This is a genomic window from Mucilaginibacter endophyticus, assembly GCF_003351025.1.
Lineage (GTDB): Bacteria > Bacteroidota > Bacteroidia > Sphingobacteriales > Sphingobacteriaceae > Mucilaginibacter > Mucilaginibacter endophyticus.
This window is the reverse complement of sequence record NZ_QPCG01000006.1, coordinates 203,237-228,071: the sequence shown is the minus strand read 5'-3', so window position 1 is coordinate 228,071 and position 24,835 is coordinate 203,237. Positions and strand designations below refer to the sequence as shown.

Annotated in this window: 13 protein-coding genes; 7 read left to right on the top strand and 6 right to left on the bottom strand. The window is 44.2% G+C overall.

Features of this window, described 5'->3' with window-relative positions:
* Positions 1-7: 7 nt before the first annotated feature.
* Positions 8-1,165, top strand: coding sequence for a glycoside hydrolase family 76 protein (locus DUL71_RS23840; RefSeq protein WP_114940393.1), 1,158 nt, complete (start codon positions 8-10; stop codon positions 1,163-1,165).
* Between the two features lie 124 nt (positions 1,166-1,289).
* Here the strand turns inward: DUL71_RS23840 and DUL71_RS23835 are convergent, their stop codons facing one another.
* Both DUL71_RS23835 and DUL71_RS23830 read right to left on the bottom strand, forming a co-directional pair.
* Positions 1,290-3,197 (bottom strand): DUF294 nucleotidyltransferase-like domain-containing protein, encoded by a 1,908-nt coding sequence (locus tag DUL71_RS23835; protein WP_114940392.1) that lies wholly within the window; start codon positions 3,195-3,197, stop codon positions 1,290-1,292.
* Positions 3,181-3,885 (bottom strand): 3'-5' exonuclease, encoded by a 705-nt coding sequence (locus tag DUL71_RS23830; protein WP_114940391.1) that lies wholly within the window; start codon positions 3,883-3,885, stop codon positions 3,181-3,183. The genes DUL71_RS23835 and DUL71_RS23830 overlap by 17 nt, the downstream gene beginning before the upstream one ends.
* Before the next feature lie 123 nt (positions 3,886-4,008).
* On the opposite strand from DUL71_RS23830, the gene DUL71_RS23825 reads away from it, so the two are divergent.
* The gene (locus DUL71_RS23825; RefSeq protein WP_114940390.1) at positions 4,009-6,681 is read left to right on the top strand and encodes a glycoside hydrolase family 2 TIM barrel-domain containing protein; all 2,673 of its coding nucleotides are present in this window, start codon (positions 4,009-4,011) and stop codon (positions 6,679-6,681) included.
* A 131-nt stretch (positions 6,682-6,812) separates the two neighbouring features.
* Here DUL71_RS23825 and DUL71_RS23820 read toward each other — a convergent pair whose 3' ends face one another.
* The 3 genes from DUL71_RS23820 to DUL71_RS23810 all read right to left on the bottom strand — a co-directional run bounded on the left by DUL71_RS23820 (position 6,813) and on the right by DUL71_RS23810 (position 11,354).
* On the bottom strand, positions 6,813-7,634 hold the full coding sequence (locus DUL71_RS23820; protein WP_114940389.1) for a DUF4249 domain-containing protein: 822 nt from the start codon (positions 7,632-7,634) through the stop codon (positions 6,813-6,815).
* Positions 7,635-7,638: 4 nt separating this feature from the next.
* The gene (locus tag DUL71_RS23815; RefSeq protein ID WP_244228825.1) at positions 7,639-10,299 is read right to left on the bottom strand and encodes a TonB-dependent receptor; all 2,661 of its coding nucleotides are present in this window, start codon (positions 10,297-10,299) and stop codon (positions 7,639-7,641) included.
* 62 nt (positions 10,300-10,361) lie between these two features.
* A complete protein-coding gene (locus DUL71_RS23810; RefSeq protein WP_154402467.1) occupies positions 10,362-11,354 on the bottom strand; it encodes a FecR family protein in 993 nt (330 codons plus the stop codon).
* A 268-nt stretch (positions 11,355-11,622) separates the two neighbouring features.
* Between DUL71_RS23810 and DUL71_RS23805 the strand changes: the two genes are divergently transcribed.
* The 3 genes from DUL71_RS23805 to DUL71_RS23795 all read left to right on the top strand — a co-directional run bounded on the left by DUL71_RS23805 (position 11,623) and on the right by DUL71_RS23795 (position 18,263).
* Positions 11,623-13,998: an ABC transporter permease gene (locus tag DUL71_RS23805; protein ID WP_114940387.1), complete on the top strand. Its 2,376-nt coding sequence runs from the start codon at positions 11,623-11,625 to the stop codon at positions 13,996-13,998.
* Between the two features lie 123 nt (positions 13,999-14,121).
* Complete coding sequence (locus tag DUL71_RS23800) at positions 14,122-17,625, top strand: ABC transporter permease (RefSeq protein ID WP_154402466.1); 3,504 nt, start codon at positions 14,122-14,124, stop codon at positions 17,623-17,625.
* An 83-nt stretch (positions 17,626-17,708) separates the two neighbouring features.
* On the top strand, positions 17,709-18,263 hold the full coding sequence (locus DUL71_RS23795) for a dihydrofolate reductase family protein (RefSeq protein ID WP_114940385.1): 555 nt from the start codon (positions 17,709-17,711) through the stop codon (positions 18,261-18,263).
* Positions 18,264-18,287: 24 nt separating this feature from the next.
* On the opposite strand, the gene DUL71_RS23790 is transcribed toward DUL71_RS23795, so the two are convergent.
* Entirely contained in the window at positions 18,288-18,872 is a 585-nt protein-coding gene (locus DUL71_RS23790) for an RNA polymerase sigma factor (protein ID WP_114940384.1), read from the bottom strand.
* Between the two features lie 273 nt (positions 18,873-19,145).
* On the opposite strand from DUL71_RS23790, the gene DUL71_RS23785 reads away from it, so the two are divergent.
* Entirely contained in the window at positions 19,146-24,128 is a 4,983-nt protein-coding gene (locus tag DUL71_RS23785) for an ELWxxDGT repeat protein (protein WP_114940383.1), read from the top strand.
* On the top strand, positions 24,116-24,811 hold the full coding sequence (locus DUL71_RS23780; protein WP_114940382.1) for a hypothetical protein: 696 nt from the start codon (positions 24,116-24,118) through the stop codon (positions 24,809-24,811). The genes DUL71_RS23785 and DUL71_RS23780 overlap by 13 nt, the downstream gene beginning before the upstream one ends.
* Positions 24,812-24,835 lie beyond the last annotated feature (24 nt).

The window sequence follows — 24,835 nt, the reverse complement described above, 5'->3', positions numbered from 1 at the left end:
ATATTTTATGAAAAATAAAGTATTCAGAAATTTAGCTGTCATGGCTTTGGCAGGAGGCTTGATCACAAGCTTTTCATCATGCTTAAAAGATAAACCTTTTCCTTTGTACGGCAACAAGGCATCGGCAAAGGTGGAATATAAGTATGCTGAAACAGCCGATTCCTTACAGGAAAAAACGTATACCACCTTTATATCGGCAAACGGCAATTATTTTGTAGCTGATAACGCAGGCAGCATCACATTTAATTACTGGCCCAATGCCCATACACTTGATATTTTTACCGATGCCTATCTCCGCGGCAAAAATGATATCTACAAGCAAAGGATGAGTTCGCTTTTGGCAGGTATCAAAACAACCAACGGTGGTTTATCAAACAATTTTTATGATGATATGGAGTGGTTGTCGCTGGCTACTCTGAGGGCTTACAGTGCAACCAATGATGCCGCTTATTTAACAGCGGCACATACCTTATGGACAGATATCAAAACCGGTGAAAACAACAACCAGGGTGGAGGTATTGCCTGGCGTAAAAATCAGTTAGATTATAAAAATACGCCTGCAAATGCCCCTGCTATCATCTTCGCCGCCCGCTTATATGCGTTGGAAAAAAATGAGGCCGACCTCGCGACAGCAAAAAGACTGTATACCTGGTTAAAGAAAACGCTGCTTGATCCGTCAGGTATTATATGGGATGGTATCAATGCCAATGGCGACGGCCAGATCAGCAAATGGAAGTTTACCTATAACCAGGGCGTTTTCATAGGCGCGGCGCTTGAACTTTACCATGTTACCAAAGATGCCACCTATCTTACCGATGCTGTAAACACCGCTAACGCCACAATTAACGATACTGATATTTCGCCGGGTGGCATTCTGAAATCAGAAGGTCAGGGTGATGGTGGTTTGTTTAAAGGCATCCTGATAAGGTATCTTACCTTGCTGGCCCTCGACGCAGATGTTTCAGACGCCGATAAAACCAAGTTTATCAGCTTCCTGAAGTTCAACGCCGAAACCCTGTACACCCAGGGCATCGACCGCCCATCGCTTATGATCAGTCCCGATTGGAAAAAGAAACCATCAGGTACAACAGATCTTACTACCCAACTAAGCGGCGTAATGATGGTTGAAGCCGCCGCAACTTTAAAAGCGGCAGGGAAGTTATAACAGGGCCTAAATTTATATGTCATTGCGAGGAGGAACGACGAAGCAATCTCGTAGCTATGCAGATCGGACATGCATTGGCTACGAGATTGCCGCGCTGCGCTCGCAATGACATATTTTTAAATCCTTACCCAAACAAATTATTGGTAAACTCCAGCTTTATTCTTGTTTGAAAATTATCAATCGTTTTAAAGATCTCCTTTAGCGCTACTTTTTCAATTTTGGTGAGCTTATCGGGATCGATGTAGTTGTCGGGCTCGGTGCGGTCCTGGATAATTTGGGAGGCCTGGTTGCGGAGGCGCAGGCTCATTAAAAAGTAGTACGACTGCATAAGTTCCTGAACTTCTTTCTCGGTAAATACTTCTTTTTCCTTTAGGGCTTTCAATCGCTCACCGGTATTAACTTCAAAAACGCGGTGACGCAGGGCATACATCCGTACCAGGTCGACAATAGGAGTCATCGACTTTTTAATGTCGAAAACCTCTTGGCTGCCTTTGGTGAATGTTTTTATATTCTTGAAAAAGGTAAGCGGCGGTTCATATTGCAGCGCGTTCTTAGCCATATGGAAAAAGATCTTCCCGAGGGGTTTTTGCAGTTCTTCATCCAAAAACTCTTTTAGCTCGTCCATAATGCTGGCTTCACCATACAGGTACCGGCAGTCAAAAAAGGTAGAGAACTGGATCACCGTTTCGGGTACAGCCTCGGTCATCCAACTTTCGTAATTACGTTTCCAGTGCGAAAGCGAATGTGTCCATTTAGGATTTTGGGCCATGTAGCCACCGGTACAAAAACTAAATCCTATATGATCAAGCTTTTCGGATACTTGCTGTGCAAAGCTCAGGAAATATTCACGCACTTCTTCGCGGTGCTCGTTGGCTTTATCTTCGTAAATAATGGCGTTGTCCTGGTCGGTTTTAAAGGTTTGTTCTTTACGACCTTCGCTGCCAAGTACCATAAAAACAAATTTAGCAGGCGGTGGGCCCATGACCTCGATAACGCTTTCTATTACTTTTATCGCAATGGTATCAGCAATGGTGGTAATTACCTGGTTCACTATTTCGGCATTTACACCTCGACCAAGCAGCTGCGTAACCATTTGTGGTACCGATTCCCATTTACGTTTAAGTTCCTGTACAGATATCGCCTGCTTAACAGATTGTATAAATACCAGCGGCGATTGGGCCTGCTCAGCAAGTAGTTTGTTCCTGCTGATGCTGCCCACAAATTCATCGCCGTTTTTAATGAGTAAATACCTTGTTTTGGTACGGAACATCATCAAGATAGCCTCATACACATAGGCACTGGTACTGATGCAAACGATAGGGTTATCCATGATATTGCCAACGGGCTGGGCAGTATCCGCCTGTTTGGAAACTACATTATCACGCAGGGTGATATCGGTTACATAACCTACAATTTTGTTTTGTTCATTACGGATAAAAATGCAGCTCACCTTGTGTTTAGCCATTAACCGGGCGGTTTCAAAAACAGGGGTGCTTTGCGGGCAGGAAACTATCTCGCGGTATTCAATGCTTTCTATTTTACGCGAGTACATTTGTTCGGAAGCTATATAGCTTTCCTCAAAAGTTGCCGGGCGCTTGTAAAAATGGGCAAACTCATCATTAAGCATGCGCTTGCCAAAATCGGCGGTAAAGTATTGTACAAAGTCTTCATAGGCTTTGCATAGCGACCGGAAATCTTTACGGTGCAAGAAGAAAACAGTAGTTCCTTTCTTGGCGATCACCGTGCGGATGGACTGCTTACGGTTAAGCAACACTGAAATGCCGCCATAACAATAGCCCGGATGATGATGCTCCAACAGGCGCTTGTTTTGTTGAGTGTCGTAAAAAAACGACTCGTATTCGCCTTCGGCAATAATATCTACGCCGCGCATTTTGGTTACTTCCTGCTGGTAAATAACCGTGTCTTTACTGTAACGGATCTCCTGCAACTGGTCGGCAATTTCTTCCAGCACCTCGGCTGGTAGCAGGTTAAAAGGGGATACTTTGCTTAAAAAATCAAGACGTTGAACCATATAACCAAAAAGCTATGATGATGATCAATATTAAAACGATGGCTGCGGGTAAAAGGTATTTTTTTTCGGAACGGATTTTTTGCAGGTAAACTTCCTGGTGCTGTACGCTGTCGTCGGTAATGTCACTGCGTTTCAGCATCTCAAAAAAACATTCGGCGGTGGCTTCAGCATCTTCAAGGGCGTTGTGCTGCCTGTCTAAGGTTTTGTTAAACAGCACTTCGTACAACTGGTTTAACCTTAAATACTTGACCTGCGGATTTTGCACCCATTTGGTGGTTGCCAGCATGGTGCAAAAGGTTTTTAAGTTTTGAAGCGGATTGATGATACCTGTACGATAAAACTCTACACCGGCAACATTTAGGTCAAGCTCAATGAAATGACCTATCACCAGTGGCTCATATTGGAGCAAATCATTGGCCAGCAGGGTCATAACATCCTTGCGCCACTCGCCGTGCTCAGCCAAATATTCCTGTGTTAAACCGTGAACTGCGTGCGCTTTGGGGCTTATGATAAAGTCGTTATCCTTAATATAATGATCTTCGCGCTTCATCTCCTGCATGTCTTTGGTGTAAACTATCCATGACACCTGCAGCGCATAAGGCCAGTTGTCATTATCGCAGTAGGGCAGGTCCCACTTTTTGGGAAGACCAGAGGTTTCGGTATCTATGAATAAAAGGTAATCTTGCACATGCTAAATTTATGAATTTATTTGAATGATGGTAGCCACATGGCTTTTGTAACCGATTTGTGAGGCATCTTTTTTAAAAAATACCGCTATTTTAGCCCCGCCTTTTAAAAACCGATCTACCCAATGTTCAAAAAAATCACTGTTAGTCTTATCCTGTGTTTTTGCAGCGCATACCTGTTCGCGCAAACTATCAAACAAAGTATCAACACCAGCTGGGCTTTTCACAAAGGCGATATAGCCGGTTGGCCTGCCGCTACTACAGATGCTTCGGCCTGGCAAAAGATAAGCCTGCCGCATAGCTGGAATACAACCGACGCTAATGACGATGAACCCGGATATTATCGTGGTATAGGCTGGTACAAAAAGACCATCTATGTGCCTGTACAATGGAAAGATAAACAGCTTTCTTTATTTTTTGAAGGGGCTAACGAGGTAGCTGAAATATATGTAAATGGCAAACTTGCCGGTAAACATATTGGCGGCTACACCGCGTTTAGCATTCCAATTAATACTTATTTAAAACCTTTTGGTAAGGACAGCTTAATCGCTAACGAGGTGATGGTGAAGATGAATAACAGCCACAATGAAGATATCCCGCCGTTAGATGCCGATTTTACTTTTTATGGCGGTATTTATCGCGACGTGTATATCGTAGCATCTAATCCAATAGCGTTTGATTCGGAACTGGCCTCTCCCAGCATCAAAATAAAAACGCCTGCGGTATCTGTAGAAAAGGGTGATGTGCTGATTGAAGGAACGGTGAATAATCTATCAGCAAAAAAAACTAAAGTTAAAGTTGTAAGCGAGGTAGTTGATGCCGATGGAAAGGTTGTAGCAAAGCTACAAAGCGCGCTGAGTTTAACAGCTGGTGGTAAACTTTCATTCAGTCAAAAGCAAACGGTGGCTAATCCTCATTTATGGTCGCCGGATGCACCTTATTTATATCATGTGGTTTCAAGGATAGTTGATGCTTCAACCGGGCAGGAACTGGATGAAAGCAGCAGCGCTTTGGGGTTCCGCTGGTTTAGTTTTGATGCCGATAAAGGCTTCTTTTTAAACGGAAACCCTGTTAAACTCATAGGGGCCAACCGTCACCAGGATTTTCAGGGAATGGCCAATGCCATACCTGATGCCATCAACATTCACGATATGGAATTGCTGAAGGCTATGGGCGCCAATTTTATCCGCATAGCGCATTACCCACAGGATCCGTCAGTATTGGAGGCTTGCGATAGGCTGGGAATCCTGGCATCGATAGAGACGCCGGAGGTTAACCGGATTACCGAAACCACCACCTTTGCCGACAATGCCAAACACATGCAGTTGGAGATGATCCGCCAGAATTTTAATCACCCGAGTATTATCATTTGGGCTTATATGAACGAGGTGGAGATCAGTCCGCGGTATAAGTCAGGTTCGGATGAGCAGAAGAAGTATTTTGTTAACCTGGTAAGCCTGGCGAAACAGATTGATAGCCTCACCCGTAAGGAAGATCCGTCGCGCTATACCATGATCCCGTGCCATGGCGATTTCGACAGATATTATAACACCGGGCTTGCCGCCGTGCCACAAATTGTGGGTTGGAACCTGTACTATGGCTGGTACGCCAAAGATTTTGCCGGCTTGGATAAGTTTTTGGAAAAACATCACCAGATGCTGCCAACCAAGCCCATGATCATAACCGAGTTTGGAGCCGATGCTGATAGCCGCCTGCACAGCTTTGAACCGGTTCGGTTTGATAAAACTGTTGAATATGAAGTTAAATACCACCAATACTATCTCGACCGCATCAAAAAGCTGCCATTCGTAGCAGGCGGAGCCATCTGGAACCTGGTTGATTTCAATGCAGAACAAAGGCAGGAAGCCACTCCGCATATCAATACCAAAGGTTTGCTGACTAATGATCGCCAGCCAAAAGAATCATACTTTTTTTACCAGTCCAACTTACTGAAGCAGCCATTTATCAAAATAGGTACAAGCACACTAAAGGCTGGCAATGGCAATGAAAACAACGTTTGTATACAGCCTGTAAATGTGTACAGCAATCAATCACAAGTAAAACTATGGCTTAATGGTAGACTGCTGGAAAATAAAACTGTACAGGAGGGGATAGCTACTTTTAGTGTTCCTTTTGTATCAGGTAAAAATACCCTTAAAGCAACAGCAGGAGAGGGTGACAGCCTTGAAGATTTTATGGCGGTTGATTTTAACCTCATTCCGCACAATTTGAGTAACCCGCAAACGCCATTTACCGAGCTTAACGTAAGCCTTGGCGATAAGCGCCAGTTGGTTGACGATAAACTGCACCAGGTTTGGATCCCCGAACAGCCTTACACCAAAGGTAGCTGGGGTTATATTGGCGGCGAGGTATTTACCCTCGGCCAAAACGGACAGCTGCCTTACGGCTCAAACAAAAATATCCTCGAAACCAATTATGACCCTATTTACCAAACCCAGCGTGTAGGGTTAAGCGATTTTAAGTTGGATGTACCGGCAGGTAAATACGAAGTAACCCTGCATTTCGCCGAGTTGACTACTAATGATAATTCGCCGCAGTTGGTTTACAATCTAAATAATTCAACGCAGAAACAAACCGCCGTTGCCCGCAGTTTTGATGTACTTATTAACGGGCAAACCGTTATTGAAGGCTTAAGTAACAGCAATTACCTGGAGCCATTGAAGGCTTATTCAACCAAAATTCCGGTTACGGTTGACGCTGATGGCATAACGATAAGCTTTAAAGCAATAACCGGGCAGGCCATATTGAATGCCGTGCAGGTGAGGAAGGTGTATTAGAGAGAAAAATAAAAGAATAAAAAGTTATGTCATTGTGAGCGAAGCGTGGCAATCTCGTCGCCAATGCACGTCCAAATTGCAGAGCTACGAGATTGCTTCGTCGTTCCTCCTCGCAATGACATGTTTTAGTTTTACGGCGCCGTCAAAGTCTTCCTAACCACCGTATGCACACTAAAATACCCCAGCGAACCCCCTTTGATGTTGGTTAATGGGTTGGCAGGCGCGGCATTATTACCATCGCCATTAGCGCTGTTGCTAAGGCTGTAAAAGTATTTGTATACAGCCTGGTCAATGCTCATCATTTCGATAGTTACCTGGTTGCCGGGGCGGATGTCTCTTGCCGGGTTATCATTGCTGTTATTAAATCTCAGATTGTTATTCACTTCCTGCCCGTCGGTAAATTCATCATCTTCAAGCATAATTGATTCCTCTTTTCGGCCGTTTACGTACTGTACAAAGCGGTAGTAGTTTTTGGTAGATGCAGGGTCGTGGTATTGTACGGTAACATATTTGCGTGGCGTGCCATCCTTGTTGTTTACAAGTTCGTCCTTAACCAGATAAATACTATCCAGCGGAACAGCAGGGTGCATTATACAGCTTGAAGTAAATGTTTTTCCGTTTACGCTCACGTTAAGGGAATAAGTATGACCAACAGCGCCTTTTAAGGTACTGTTTTGGTAAACGCCGGTACTGGTTGCCGTTAGCGGATATACATTGTTATTATCGTCGGCAATGGTAATGGTAGCGCCGGCTATGCCATTAAAATCATTGTTATCGGTAAAGTTTTTCGTTTGGCTTAGCAATACTTTACAGCCGCCTGCTTCATCGGTTAATACGCCTTCAACTACATATTGCGGAGTGGTATCTTTCAGTTTTAGGTCGATGGCCTTTTCACAACTGCTTAGGGCCGTCGCAAACAGGATAATGGTTATATATTTTATAGTGTTTTTCATCGGCTTAAAATTTAAAGTTGTAGGTAACCGAAGGTACAAAGGTGAATAAAGTAGTGCGTACGGCTTCGGTGCGGCTTGCGTCCGTTTTATTATCACGGAAAAATATACGGTACGCGTTAGGGTTGCCGTAAGCATTATACAAGCTGAAGGTTAAATCAGACTGAAATTTCGCGGTTTTCTTAAGTTGCTTGGTGGCGCCCAGATCTAAGCGGTGATAAGCAGGCATCCTGTCGGCATTGCGGTTGGTATAGTAGTAGTAAGTTACGCCATCAACCTGATATTTACCGCTTGGAAAGGTAACTGCATCGCCGGTATAATACACAAAATTGGCCGAGAATGTCCATTTGTCGCTGGCTTTATACATGGCGACAATGGCTATATCATGCGTGCGATCCTGCCGGGCGTTGTACCATTGGTTATTGTTAATCCCGTCAATCATCCGTTCGGATTTTGAAAGTGTATAGCTGATCCAGCCGCTAAGTCTGCCGGTTTTTTTCTTCAGCAAAAACTCAGCACCATAAGCGCGGCCTTTGCCATAAAGCAATTGTGTTTCGATAGGTTGGTTAGTAAATACGTTGGCACCGTTACGGTAATCTATTTGGTTTTGCAGCCTTTTGTAATAGCTTTCTACCGTAAATTCATAGTTATGCTCACTGAAATCCTTGTAGTATCCTACCGAAAACTGGTCGGCAATTTCAGGTTTGATGAGGTTGGTGCTGGCTACCCATTTATCCGTTGGCGAACCCGAATTGGAATTGGAGATCAAGTGCAGGTTTTGCGCGTTGCGGGCGTATGACGCTTTAAGCGAGCTTACATCATTGAGCTGAAATGCTGCCGCCACGCGAGGTTCCAGGTTAACATAGGTTTTAACCTCCTGCCCGGATGTATAATGTTTAGAGCCAATAATGTTTCCATCAGCATCAATGTCATAGTAATCGCCTGATCCCAGTATGGTAAAGGCCGACAGGCGCAAGCCGTAGGTTAAAGTAAAGCGATCCGTAGCTTTCCAGGTATTGGTAACATAGGCGGCGTTTTCAAGGGCGTACCTGTTTTGCAGGCTTTGTGATATAATGCCCGAATTGCCTGTAGCCGAAATTTCGCCCGGTTTAATGGTATGATAGATACTGTTCACACCAAAGCTGATGGTGTTTTTATCGCCGGCATACCATTGCATGTCTTCCTTAAAATTGAAGTCGCGGATCTGCGAGTAAATGTTAAATTCGTTTACATCCTGTTTAATGTTAAGCTTGTAATCGTAATTGCTGTAGATGAGCGATGTATTTGAAAAAAGCTGACTGTTAAAAATGTGGTTCCAACGGAGGGTTGCAGTAGTATTGCCCCAGTTAATGCCAGCTATATCGGCAGCTTTAAGCACGTCCTTACCAAAATAACCAGAAACAAATAAGCGGTCTTTATCGCCTAAAACATAGTTTGCTTTGACATTAAGATCATAAAAATAAAGCTGGCTTTTTTTGGCGATGCTGTCCTTTGATAAAGCCAGGAAAGCATCGGCATAAGTACGGCGTGCCGAGATCAGGAATGAAGATTTACCTTTTTGGATTGGGCCCTCGGCATTGATCCTCGCTGCTATCAGGCCTATGCCGCCACTAACACCAAATTTTTGGTTGTTACCATCGTTCATTTTAACATCCAAAACCGACGATAACCGGCCGCCATATTGCGCAGGCATATCGCCCTTGTAAATATTCATATTTTTGATAGCATCCGAGTTAAAGGTAGAGAAGAAGCCCAACAGGTGCGATGCATTGTAAACCGGTGCTTCGTCAAGCAAGATCAGGTTCTGATCGGTAGCGCCGCCACGCACGAAGAAACCGCCGCTGCCTTCACCGGCCGATTTGATGCCTGGTAACAACTGAATGGTCTTGATCACATCGCGCTCACCAAGCAGCACAGGGATATTTTTGGTTTCCTGGATGCTGAGGTGCTCAACACCCATTTGCGGGCTGGCCAAATCACGTGCCCCTGCGGGAGCGGCTTTAATGGTTACCTCCTGCAATAATTGCGAATTATCTTCAAGTGAGATATCCAGTTTGAGGTTACCACTAAGTGATACCGGCATCGTGATATTTTTTTGCCCCATGGCGCTTATAGAAAGCTCATGATCGCCGGCAGGCAGGGTAAGGGAGTAAAAACCGTACTCGTTACTGGAGGTGCCCGCGTTAGCGTCAGTAACCCTAATGCTTGCGCCGATGATGGTTTCGCCGGTTTGTTTTGATTTAATTGTGCCGCTTACCGTGTATTTGCCATCGGCGGCGGCCTGCTTTTTTACTTTGCCTGCATCGTATTTGATCAGCACTTCGTTATCAAGCACTGTAAAACTAAAGGGGTGCGGAGCGAGGGCTTTGCGCAATACATCGCCTAATGGCTGATTTTTGGCATTGATACTGATCTTTACAGTGCTTTTTGCAACTGTTTCATTATAGGTAAACTTTATACCGCTGGCGGCTGTGATCTTATCTAAAGCCTGCTTAAGCGGTTCGTTATTGATGGTTACAGTAACGGGTTTATCTAAAGGGCCCTGGGTTTGTGCGTGGCTTTGTGCAGTTATCAAAAGTAACATCATTATGCCGAGTGCCGTTCGGAGGGGTGTTCGCGTTATCTCGCAAATCAGCATGGATACCCATGCCGGTCTGTTGGTTTTCATAAATGCTTTAAATTGTTGGTGTGGTTTTTCCTTTTAGGGAGATGTTTAAAAAAATGAAAAGGTTAATTGTTGAGTGGCAAAGGTTGCAGGTAATACCCATTGTCAAGCTTACTCCATCGCAGGTCCATTACAGCGCAAAGTTTATTAAGCGTTTTATCCACCGGCTCGTTAGTGTTGATATGTCCGTAAAAGCCCGATTGAGCAATGCCCGGCGCAAGATTTACGCGGATGCCATACTGGAGCGAAAGGTCATCGGTAACGTTTTGCAGCGATGAGCCATCATAACTGAACAAACCGGTACGCTGCGACAGGAATTTTGAAGCGTTGGGATAATCCTGTTTAATCAACGATCTGTTGTTTTTGTTATAAACGGCCTGCTGGTTGAGCACCATGATAGCCTGTTTGCTTTTAGGCAGATCATGTTCCTGTACAGCTACTTTTCCGCTGATGACTGTTACCTCAGATATGATCTCGTCTGGATAGGCTTTAACGTTGAAGCTGGTACCCAGTACCACGGTTTTAAGCTGGCCCGACTGGATCACGAAAGGGTGATCTTCATCATGCACCACATCAAAAAACGCTTCGCCTTCCAATTTTACCAGTCGTTCTTTCGCTCTGAACTTGTCAGGATAGCTGATCTTACTGCCGGGGCTAAGCCAGATGCGGGTGCCATCGGGTAAACTGATTTGCCGGTGTTTGCCGGGTGCAGTTGCCAGTTCAACCTGTTTGGCCGGATCAACAACTTCCAATACCTCGTTTTTGTAAAGCGCCGCGAATGTAATCAGCAATACCACGGCCGCTGCAGCAGCTATGTTTCGCCACAAGGTAATTACCTTACGCGCGGGTTTCACCGGTGTTTCCATTCGTGCGGTTATCTTGTTCAAAATACTTTCCCGCAGCTGTTCGGGAGTTTGGTGTTTTGAAGTCGATAACAAAACTTCCTCATCGCTAAAATTGGCATACCAGGCATCAAGCCAGATTTTTTCATCCGGACTGATGGTGCCCTGCATTAGCTTACGAGCAAGCTCTTTTACATTATAGGTATTGTTTTCCATTGTAACTGACCTTTCAACCTTTTGCACATATAGTCAGTGAGGAAGGCAGATACCCTTAGTACAAAATGAAAAATATTTTATCGCCGTGATTTTTTGTCAATATTTATAATAAATCATCTATATAAAAAAGTATCCGGTAACTGAAAACGTACACCGTTTGTAATAAAAGCGAACAGTAATTGGTGTTAAATTTTAATGTAACTAACTGTTTCTTAATTGATTAAAATCATGGCATTTGCTTGGCGGAAATTATACTTTCCTCAACATCATGATCAAAAGTTACTTCAAGGTTGCCTGGCGCAATTTGTTCAGGAACAAGTCGCAAAGTTTTATCAACATCGCTGGGCTTTCTATCGGCATCGCCTGTGGTTTGCTTATTTTGCTATGGGTGCAAAATGAGTACAGTGTAGACGGTTTCTTTAAAAACAGCGGGAGTTTGTTTAAAGTTTACAAGACCAATGTTGACCATCATGTACCATCAGGCTCATACGAAGTGCCCGGCGTGCTGGCCGATGAACTGAAGCACTCATTCCCTGACATCGAATATGCTACCAATTTCGGTTTTGGGGAAACCAGCGCCTTCCAGGTGGGCGATAAAGTGGTTAAGATGAAAGGTAATTCTGCCGGTGCTGATTTTTTTAAAATGTTCAGTTATCAGCTTTTAGCCGGTTCAGCGCAAACTGCACTAAATTCACCTGATGCAATAGCTATCTCCCGTAATATGGCCGGGATCTTCTACGGTAGTCCGGCAAATGCCATCGGTAAAACTATCCGGTATCAAAACCAAAAGGATTTTAAGATCACAGCAGTATTTGAAAACCTGCCCAAAAATGCATCACAGTCTTTCGATTTTCTAACCAATTGGGATGCTTTCCTGAATAATTATCCCTGGGCCAGGGAAATGGGAAATACCGGCCCTTCGGCTTATGTGATGCTGAAGCCGCTGGCAAATGCCGCTGCTGTAAACGCAAAGATTGCCCGTGTTTTTGACCTTTATTATCATATTGATCGTAAAACGGCAACCTGGTACGCCGATTTGGCTTTGCAGCCTTATGCCGAGGCATACCTGCATAATGATCTTCAAAGCGGAAAGCCAGGCGGCGGGCGTATCGAATATGTGCACCTGTTCAGCATCGTCGCTGTTTTTATCCTGCTGATTGCATGCATCAATTTTATGAACTTGTCTACCGCCCGTTCGGTTAAACGGGCCAAAGAGGTAGGTGTCCGTAAGGTGGCGGGTGCACAACGTACCTCACTTATTTGGCAGTTCATCACCGAATCGCTAATGGTTACGCTGCTTGGGAGCATTATCGCGGTTGTATTGGTAATCCTTTTTCTCCCGTACTTTAACCAGATCACCCAAAAGCAGATAGATCTGCCATTTACACAGGCGAGCTTTTGGTTGCTGATTGGCGGGATAGTGCTCATAACAGGCCTTGTTGCGGGCAGTTATCCAGCCCTGTTCCTATCCTCGTTTAAGCCTGTTAAGGTATTAAAGAGCGCGGTTACGTTAGATACCCGTACTGTCTTTTTCCGAAAAGGACTGGTGATATTCCAGTTCGTTTTGTCGGTTGTGCTCGTAACCGGTACCATCATCGTATCCAGGCAAATGAATTATTTGGCATCCAGGCAGTTGGGCTATGACCGTGAAAATGTTGTATATCTTCCGGTAGAGGGACAACTGTCTTCTAAATATGAAACTTTCAAACAAGAGTTGTTAAGCCGAACAGGTATTCAATTTGTAAGCCGCCTGAATTCGACTCCTATTGATATTTATGGAAGTACGGCAGCTGTAGATTGGATCGGTCATGACAGTAGCTCGAATATTTTGATCACCCGTGCAGCTATCGGTTATGATTATTTCAAGACTATGAAATTGACCTTATTGGCAGGCCGGGAGTTTTCTAAAGCTTTTGTGTCTGATAGTTCAGGCTATATCCTGAATGAAACGGCGCTTAAGTTAACCGGCTATAAAGATCCCATCGGAAAGCCTTTCCGTTATTTAGGGAAAAAAGGGACTATTGTAGGTATCGTTAAAGACTTTTATTTTCATTCTCTGCACGAAGCGGTTGGTCCGATGGTACTGGTGACCGGCGAAAATAACGAAGGGGGAGTTGTATTGGTAAGAACGCAACCCGGTAAAACCAAACAAGCCATTGCAGCTATCGAGAAACTCAGTAAAGAGTTCAATCCCGCATTTCCACCGGTTATTTATTTTGTAGATGAACAGTATCAGCAGCTTTATCAAAATGAACAGGTGATCAATCAGTTTGCCCGTATTTTTGCAGGGCTCGCCATATTTATCTCTTGTCTGGGACTTTTAGGCCTCGCCATGTTTACCGCCGAACAACGGGTTAAAGAGATTGGCATCCGCAAAGTGCTCGGCGCAAGTATCGGTTCTTTGTTCAGGCTCTTATCCGCCGAATTTATGATATTGATCGTTATTGCCATTGCTATTGCCCTGCCGCTGGCCTGGTATGCTACCAATGGCTGGCTGCAAAGCTTTGCTTACCGCGCTACGCTGCCATGGTGGTTATTTGCACTTTCGGGCGGCCTTATCGTAATCATTGCACTTGTAACCATCAGCTTCCAGATCATTAAGGCGGCATTGCTCAATCCCGTTAAAAGTTTAAGGGGCGAATGATGGTCACATCTTATATACATTTAAAAAATTGGATGATCAGCCTTGTATAAACTGTAATTTTTTATACCTATTTGGTTTTCAGTAATTTAGTATATTACAGCAACGATTGAGTAATAAACCCATTTGGACACCACTATTTTTAATATCGCTCCCTATCAATTGGTCCGCTTGACACTGCTGGTGAGCGGGATTACGCTGGCTTTGCTGTTATGGTTCACCCGGAAAAATAACCCAAAGGCTAACTGGTTGCTGAGCCTGGCATTGATTGTTTCCTTATCACACGTAGCCGGGCTGCCCCCGGCCGTTTTGTTGGCCTTTGGGCCCTTGCTTTATTTATACGTACGTCAGCTTGTTTTGGGAGAGGGGGCGTGGCGCTGGCAGGATGGGCTGCACTTTTGCCCTTTACTGGTGGGCTATTGGATACCCGGAGGGTTAGTTTTGATCCCGGTTATCGTCTACTTGTACCTGTCGCATCGCTTAATCCGGCAATTTTATCAAAGTTTACAGCCCGTGCTGATGGATAGGCCACGGTTTGCATTCCGGGGACTGGAAAAAGTATTGATATTGTTGGGATTGCTTTGCCTGCCTGGCATCATTAACGGAGTTTTTTGTTTAGCCATTGCCCCGGTGATGATGGGGATGGCGGTAGCAGTAATATTGAAAACAGATGTAAATGTACAGCTGACTACCGGTAACATGAATGACAGGGAAAAAGCCCGGCGCTTGAAGGAGGCGGTGGCTGCCGGCCGTTTGTACGAGGATGCTGAGTTGACCCTAACATCGCTGGCTATTAAATTAGGTCTCCATCCGCATGAACTATCCCGGATCATCAACAACGGCTTGCAGAAGAATTTTAATGATCTGATCAATGGCTTTCGCGTTAGGGAGGTTGCGCGAAAAATGCGTGATCCTGCTTATGACCGGTTCACCTTGTTGGGTATTGCTTATGAGTCTGGTTTTAATTCCCAACGCACGTTCACCCGCGTTTTTAAAGAGCTGACCGGCAAAAGCCCGGTTGAATACAAAAATAGCCTTAAAAAAGAGTGGCCAAATGATAAACTGGCCATTCCGTCAAGCTTACGTCCGGTAATATTGCGTCAGGAAAGCCCGGCAGTTGAGGTTTTCGTAACCACCAAACGCAATATTATGATCCGTAATTATTTTAAGATCGCCTACCGCAGCCTGAGTCGAAACATCGGTATGTCCATTATCAATATCAGCAGCCTGGCCATTGGCCTCGCCTGCGTGCTATTGATCGGTTTATATATCGGGGACGAATTAGGTTATGACCGTTTTTTTAAAAATGCCGAACGGATCTATCGTGTAAACATTCATGAGAAAGACGGTAATAATGAATTCACTGCCGCGCACACGCCACCACCGGTAGGGGCGGCCCTGCAAGCCGGTTTTCCGGAGATTGAAAGCTACACGCGTATTTACCAGCCGGGCGATCAGGTGGTTCATTTTGACCGGAATGGACGGCATGAAGCGCTTATCGATAAAAAATGCTTGTCAGTTGACTCTAACTTTCTGCAATTTTTCAGCTACCCGCTGCTGAAGGGCAACGCTGCCAGTTGCCTTAATGGGCCGGGAGCGGTAGTGCTGACCGAAAGCGGGGCAAAAAGATATTTTGGTAATGCAGACCCGATAGGCAAAAGCATGGTTATCGACGGCTACGACACTCCATTCACTGTTACAGCTGTCCTGAAAGATCTGCCGGCACGATCATCAATGCAATTCGATATGCTGCAATGCAATCTGGGTATGCCGGCAATTAAACGCTATAGCTGGAGCTGGGTTTGGCTGCAAACGGGGACTTTTGTTAAACTGCGGCCAAATGTGCCCAACACCGCCGCCGATGTCCAAAAACTGGTTTCGCGTTTTCCCGAAATGGTACGGGTGCAGGCAGCTACCGCCTTTCGCCGCATCGGCACACCGTTTGACGAATACCTGAAGAAAGGGAACAAGTACGAAGTATTACTTCAGCCGCTCACCGACATGCATTTTTATTCCGCACAGATTGGTAACCGTTATTTTATCCAGGGTGATATCAAGTACGTGTACATATTCTCGGCCATAGCCTTATTTATTATTTTGCTGGCCTGCTTCAATTTTATGAACCTGGCAACTGCACAGTCTGCCAAGCGTGCGCGCGAGGTAGGTATTCGCAAAGTGCTCGGTTCCGAAAGGAGGCAATTGATCTGGCAATTTCTTTCTGAAGCACTTGTTTATACCCTACTGGCGGGGATTGTAGCTATAACCCTGGTGATTTGCGTTTTACCGGCTTTTAACCGGCTCGCATCCAAATCCATACCGCTCATTGCGTTATTTGATGCACGTGTTTGGGGCGGAATGCTATTGCTTACCCTGCTTACAGCCTTATTCGCAGGTAGTTATCCCGCGTTTTTTCTGACCGCGTTTAAACCGGTTGCCGTACTGAAAGGCAACACCGACGGCAAAACATCTAAGGCCGGTTTTTCAACACGCAATGTGTTGGTAATTTTTCAATTCGCAGTATCAGCGGTAATGATCATCTGCACTATAGTGGTGTATAAGCAACTCAGGTATAACCAGTCGAAAGACCTTGGCTATAACAAAGAAAACATATTGGTAATTGGTGATGCCGAATGGCTTGGTAACAAAGAAGAAAACTTTCGGCAGGAGATCTTGAAATTGCCCGGGGTAGGCGGTGCCACGATGAGCACCAATCTGCCGGCATCGCAAAAATATTTTGAAGATGAGTACAAACCTGAAATGGATGCCAGTAACCCCTCATCTGCGGAAAAGACACTGGACCTGTCTTCCTACATGGTGGATGAAGCGTTTGTGCCTACATTTAAGCTGCGCCTTATCGCAGGTCGTAATTTTTCGAAAGCCTATAATGACTCGGCATCGGTAATCTTAAATGAAGCCGCTGCAAAGATAGCCGGCTGGAAAAACCCCATTGGCCAGCACATTTCTTATCATGGCGGCGGCGATAAGCGCTTTGAAGTGATCGGCATTACACAGGATTTTAACCCGCTCTCCTTACATGACCAGATCATGCCATGGGCACTGTTCTATACTAAATCAGGAAATTATTTAACGCATTCGTCGTACATCGCAGTCAAACTGCGTCCGGGTGATTATGCCGGTGCGATTAACAGGATTCGGTCAGTTTGGAAAAGTTTTATGCCGGAATATCCTTTCGACTATCATTTTTTGGATCAGCAATATGACGAATTGTATCGTACCGATCAAACCATGGGTAAAGTATTCAGCGTGTTTACTGTGTTATCTGTTATTGTAGCCTGCCTTGGGTTATTTGGCCTGGCGATGTATACTGCCGAACGGCGCACCAAAGAAATAGGCATAAGGAAAGTGTTGGGTGCTTCCATTGCAAATGTAGTAATGATGTTATCCCGGGATTTTCTGAAACTGGTGCTGCTGGCATCGGTAATTGCTTTCCCGGTAGCCTGGTACGCCATGCATACCTGGCTGCAGGACTTCGCCTATCGAACATCAATCAGCTGGTGGGTATTTGTCTTCGCAACCGGCATTGTTACTCTGATCGCATTGGTGACCATCAGCTTCCAAGCCCTTAAGGCCGCTACTAATAACCCCGTGAAAAGCTTAAAGAGTGAATAGGGTAAGTAATAGAAGTGACATCCAGTTGCTGTGTCAACCCGGAAATCCTTATTTTTAGGACAACCTAACTAAAAACCGATCAAATGAGAAAAGTAATCTACGGTATCAACCTGAGTTTAGACGGATGTTGCGACCATACCAAATTTGGAGGGGGCAAGGATATATTAGAGTATTTTACCCGGCTTATGGATGGTGTAGACCTGATTGTATACGGGCGTAAAACCTATGAGCTTATGGTTCCTTATTGGCCCGATGCCGCAAAAGATCCTAATTCAACCAAAGAGGAGCGCGAATTTGCACAGGCATTTGATAGGATTGAAAAACTTGTGTTTTCGCGGACATTAACCATTGCCGATGATAAAAACACAACAATTACCCACGCAGACCTTGGCGATGACATCCGAAAATTGAAACAGCAACCAGGTGGTAATATTTCGATAGGAGGTGTAAACCTGCCTTTGCAGGTTATTGAACTTGGCCTGGTTGATGAATTTAATTTTGTGATCCACCCTGTAATTGTAGGCGAGGGTAGAAGCTTGCTGGAGGCCGCCGGTTTAAAGGAAAATTTAAGTTTAGAATTAATTGAATCAAAGATCCTTGAATCGGGCTGCATTGCGCTTCATTACAAGAAAGCCTGACAGGCATTAAATATACAGTTATTCCTAACTAAGCAGCAAAATCAGTATCGGTAAGGAAACACCAAGCGACTGCCTGAGTGAACCTAAAGCCTTTGACATATGGGCTTCGACTGTTTTTTGTGAGATGCCAAGTTCTGCAGCTATCTCAGTATAGGTTTTATTTTCATCGCGGCTCAACAGGAATACAATACGACATTTTTCGGGCAGTTGGCTAATGCTGTGGTCAAGCAGTTCGCGTAGTTCTTTTTCTTCCAGCCATTGAATTGTGGTGTCCTCAGTTTCTATTGAGGTAAAAGCAAGCTCATCCAAATGCTGCTGCTTTCTGTATTGACGGTCAAGATGGTTGATCACCTTATATTTAACTGCAACCGACAGATAGGTTGCCATGGTATGGGTTAACCTGAGGCTTGCCCGGCGTTGCCAGATACTTAAAAACACTTCCTGAACCACTTCTTCGGCCTCGTGCTCATCATCCAAACGGTGGTAAGCTACCGCGAAGGTTTTATCCCAATACCGGTTATACAGCTCAGTAAAGGCATCGCGGTTGTCGCCGGCCATGAGTTGTAGTAGCTGTTCGTCGGTATTTTTTGGGAGACTGAGAGTCGGCATGCTTACAATTTTCAGTTCGGCGCTAAGGCTGATTTTAACTGGAGTTTCAAAGTTAGAGTTTTAGCCCCGTTAAATGTTACGCTTAAATTCAAATTTGTAAAACGCAATTGCTTCTGCTTTGGTACGGGCAATTAAAAACAGTTTGGAGATTTTGTAAGAAAGCCAACTGCCTGAAAGAAATAACAGCCACTGTTAAAAGTTTTTACGGATTTAAAATGCTGAGATATTTTATTATTTTCGGGAGTATTTTAATCCTTATCACACTTCTGCCAAATGCGTAGAAAATATTTTCTCCTGTTGATCGCAATGTTTTGTTGTATCAATATCTCCTTCGCTCAAAATTTTCTTAAAAATTTCTCATCTGTAGGTCCGTTCACAAAGTATAACAATTACATATTGTTTGCTGCTGATGATGGTGTGCACGGTATTGAACTTTGGAAAAGCGACGGCACGATTGATGGAACTGTTTTGGTTAAAGACATCGCCCCTGGCGCTCCGTCATCAACCGTAACAAGTTTAACGGTTTATAATGGCAAGGTATATTTTGCCGCTAATGACGGTGTAAACGGAACCGAACTTTGGAAAACCGACGGTACGGCTGCGGGTACAACCATGGTTAAAGATATTAACCCGGCACGCACCGGCAGTAATGGATCAATGCCTTCAAATTTGGTTGTTGTAAACGGAGTACTGCTTTTCGTAGGTACCGATTCGGATAGCGTACCTACTTCCGCATTATTTAAAACAGATGGTACAGCTGCCGGAACGGTGAGGATGACGGATATTCAATATTCAGGTCCGGGTCAGCTTACTGTTGTTAAAAATAAGGCTTATTTTATAGCCGCAGGTGGCCCATTGTGGAAAACCGACGGAACCGTGGCTGGTACTAAACCTATTCCTGTTGATGATTATTATATTGTAGACGCCCTGAAAACTGTAAACGACGGTTTGGTTTTCATCACCAATACCTCATACAGGCAAAGTATCCGTTTGTATCACCTTAATGTTGATGATGATAAACCTGTATTGCTTCATCAATATGATGCCGTAACTTACGGATCGACCGACATTGACAACATCACCGCTGCCGGGAATGGTTTTTTTTATTCTATCAGAACGGTAGATGCCAATAATAAAGGGGTTGACTATTTGTGGTACAGCGACGGTACACCAAATGGTACTAAGGTTGTTAAAAGTTTCGATTGGAACAGCTATCAGAGTGGTACGCAAATGCAAAGCTTTGTTAGCTTTAACGGTAAGCTATATTTTTCGTCAAGTTCAAACTATAACTTGTGGAGCAGCGACGGTACCGATGGCGGTACTGTCAAAGTATCTGATGTTGGGGTTTACAATACCGTGGCGCCCGTGGTTTCAAATAATAAGCTGTTTTTCAACGGGTCGGGCAGTTTGTGGGCGGTTGATGCTTCGGGCACAGCCAAAGCTCAATTTAGTAGCCCGGCAAATCCCGCTTATCTTTTTGATCTTAACAACACGCTTTTCTTCACGGTTAAAAATTCCATGGGTTATGTTACCGCTCTCTGGAATAATGTTTCCGGGCCCGTGCTATCCGTTACAGCCGACTATGCCACCGTAAATACAGGCGATAAAATGAATTTTACCTCAAAGGTTGATAGTGCTGCCGTTAGGTCATTTGTATTAAAAAATAATGGTAATACTGATCTGGTATTGTCAGAAATCAGTGTAGCGGGAACGCCATTTTACGTAAATGGCACCCCGTCGCAAATCATTAAAGCCGGAGCCCAAACAACTTTTAAGCTTGAATATTTGCCCGGAAAAGAGATTCAGGATAAAGGAAACCTGCTAATCAGGAGCAACGACAGCTTTCAGGGTAATTTAAGTGTTGATTTAAACGGAAGTGCTATCGGTAAAGCAAATTCAGCGAAACAACAGGCAGGCGATGGCTTGCTTAAACGGATAGATTTTACTGATACATCGGCTGTAATAAATTTAAGCGCTAATACGATAGATGAAGGTAAAGTTAAGACTACTACAGTAGGTACCTTATCAGTCAAGGGCAACACCGGTCCGTTTGTTTATCAACTTGTAACAGGTACCGGATCTGCCGATAATAACAGTTTTACAATTGAAGGCAATCTTTTAAAAACTAATCAGGTATTTAAATATGCCAGTAAAAATACCTACACAATACGTGTAAAGGCCAGTCATGACGCTATAAGTTATGAGCAGGCTATTGCTGTTGGTGTTAACCCGCCTGCCGCCTTCACCGCGCCGGGTAATTGTAACGCGGTAGTGCAAAATATGGCCTACGCTTTAAATAGTGTTGATTTTGCCGGTAGCCGGATAATAGCAGTTGGCGACAACGGAAATATCCTTAAATCGGATAATAACGGGCTTGATTGGAGCCTCACGAATAGCGGTACAACCATGTCCCTCAATAAAGTTCAATTTACCAGCGATAAAATTGGTTATGCCTCTTATGTGAACAACTATCAGTCGATACTACTCAAAACAGAGGATGCCGGTGATAATTGGTTTCCGATAGATATAACCGATCAGGCTTTGAAAAACTCCTTTTTTGTGACTGATAATATCGGTTATGCGTTTACCGACCAGGGTTCGTTTAAAACTATCGATGGCGGCCACACATGGAAAATGAATGTTTCTACCGGCTTCAGCTTTATGTATTCGGTTTATTTTACAGATGAACAAAATGGTTTTGCTTGCGGAACTGACCGTACAGTGATGCGCACAAAAAATGGCGGAGAAACCTGGGAACAAACAGCTGCGCTACCTCTGGGCGAATCTACAAGGCTGGCTAAAGTTGTTTTTACAAGCAGCACAACGGGCTACGTCATAAGCTCTGTTGGTGATGTAGTCAAAACAACGAATGGCGGTAATAGCTGGACAAGGGTAGCTGTGGTTGGAACCGATTATGTAAATGACCTTTATTTCGTCGATGATAAAACCGGATATATATCCGCAGGCTGGAGTGGCTCAACGCTTTATAAAACCACTGATGGTGGCGTAACCTGGACAACTGAGTTGCAACCTGGTTATTTAACACTTTTTGGGCTGAAATTTAATAAAAGCGAAAGCACCGGCATAATAGTAGGCTCCGGAACGGGTTTAGGTTCGTCAAGCGCGGCGGGACGCAGTATCTGGATGAAGCAGGGCGCCGATAGCTGGAAAAACTTGTCGACACTGGCAAGCAGCGATGATTATTTTAGTATCAACTTTACCGATAGTAAAAACGGCTATGTTTTTGGAACCTATAAAACGGCTAAAACTACCGACGGCGGTATTACGTGGCAACCTATGTCGTTAACCGGTTCGTACGGGTTGAGGCACAGCGCGTTTATTAAAAATATAGGTTATGCTGCCGACCTGGTTGATATTTATAAAACAACCGACTCAGGCAATAACTGGACTAAAATATTAGCGGGCGATAGTCCTGATCAAATACGGAGCCTGTATTTTTTGAACGCTGATGTTGGTTTCTATACTACGTTTTCGGGCAGCGGTTTGATCGCGAAAACTACTGATGGCGGGGCTCATTGGACAAAGACCCAGATCTCGCCGTTTGATTATATTAATAGTCTGGAATTTTTTAATGCCGATATTGGTTATGCAGCAGGCAGCGATGGAATTATTATGAAAACAACTGATGGTGGTGTCAGTTGGAAAAAGTTAAACACGGATAATACCACCTGGCTCACAACTATCCACGCATTTGATGCTAATAACGTCATTGCTGGCGGGATGAATGGCTTATTACTACGCTCGGCAGACGGAGGTGCCACCTGGAATGTGGTCCGATCAACTATACAGGGCGATATCAGCCATCTGAAATTTGTAGATAATAATCGCGGTTACGCCTTTGCCGGTAATTATGGTAACTCTTATCGCTACATTTATGAAACCATTGATGGAGGCTTAACCTGGAGCAGCTTTTCATCTTCTCTTAACGAAGGAAGTGGAGTTGATAGCTACGGCAACGTGGTATACTTAGCGGGAAGTGGAGGAAATGTTAACAAAATTGCCGCTCCCGAGATTTTTTCAGAACCAGGGTATATAAGCGGGGTAACTGCCACCGTCGAAAAAATAAAAAACCAATATACAGTAGCAGCGGCTACCGGTACAAATTTTAACTGGTCGGCTACAGGCGATGCGAAAATAACATCATCAGGCAATACTGCTACAGTACAATGGAACGCGCCCGGAAAATATCAGCTGAACGTGAGTGCTTCCAATAATTGCGGTAGTGGCGCTACCCGATCGCTTGATGTTACAGTAGATTCAATGCTTAAAACAAAGTTAACGGGCCCCGATACGGTATTGGCACATGCTAAAAATACAGCTTACAAGGCTGTGTTACATGATAACAGCATTTATAACTGGGCAATTAATGGCGATAGTACCTACACTGCCTCTGCTAACCTCGCCAATATAAACTGGGCTAATGCAGGGGCCGGAAAAATTGAGGTTATCGAAACACAAACAAGCACCGGGCTTAAAACCTCGGCAGTACTTAACGTGACTATTAAAAACCCTCCGTTTTCTTTGCCCCAAACAAATTTTAAGGTTAAGGCTATTGCCGCTTCCTGCAAGGGAAGTAATAACGGGCAGATTAAAATTTCGGCCGATAATAAATTGAACTATCTGGCATCTGTACAAATGGGCAATTCCGCCCGTTCTGTTGCCTTTAAGGATTCAGTTTCGGTAGGCGATCTTGCCACAGGTACCTACCATGTATGTATAAGCGTAAGTGGCCGCACGGATTACCAGCAATGTTATGACGTAACAATAGCAGAACCTAAAGATTTGTCTGTATACGCTACATTTAACCAGGTAGACCGTACCGTAAGCTTTGCGTTAGATGGGGGTGAAAGCTATCATGTTAACTTAAACGGAAATACTTATACCACCACTGCCAATCACCTTACACTTGAACTTGCGGGCGGCAGTAATAACGTAACAGTTACCACAGATAAAGAATGCCAGGGGATTTTTAAGCAACTATTTGTGTTGCCTCAAAGTGTTATAGCGTATCCTAATCCATTTACAGATAAGGTGAGCCTTCAGTTAAATAAACGTAATGCTCTAAAAGCAGCGGTTGAGGTGCGTGACGTAAACGGAAAATTGGTGTATAGTGGCAACCCGCCAATAGAAGATAACAGGGTAGATCTTGGGCTTGGCTCTTTAGGGTCAGGCGTTTTTATTTTGAAGTTAACGTTGGATGAAAAGCAATCAGTGATCAAATTATGGAAAAAGTAAAATATAATATAGTGTTGCTGTTGCTTGCGGTAATGATTACATCGTGCGGGGGCAAGCATAATGATCCTGCAATTATTAATCCTACGGCGTCATTATTAATATTCCCGGATAAAGACGCGGCCTGCATAATTGGTACCAATGTATCAGCAACACAAAGTACAGTAAATTTTAGATGGCAAAACGCGGCTACCGCCGATAGCTATGATATTACGATAAAGGACCTGGTAAGCGGAAATACAATCACCAGATCATCAACCGGAGCTCAGCTTGATGTTGCACTGGCATTAAATACACCTTACTCATGGTTTATTACATCAAAAGTTAGCGGTAACAGTAATACAGCTAAAAGCGATACCTGGCGGTTTTACAATTCGGGGCCCGGTGTAAGCGCGTACGCTCCTTTCCCTGCCGAAATAATAAGCCCCGCTCCTGAACAAAAAGTGGAGGCGGTTTCAGGCAGTGTAACCCTTACCTGGAGCGGAAAAGATATAGATAACGATATTGTTGATTACGATGTTTATTTAGGTACTTCCGCTACACCAGCTTTATTAAAAGCCCACGTTACCGACAGTAAGTTGGCTGTTTCGGTAACATCTAAACAAACATATTATTGGAAAATTATTACCCGCGACTCAAAAAATAACAGTTCAGATTCGGGAGTATTTAAGTTTAGCGTTAACTAAAAAACGTTCTGAAAACAAAAAAGC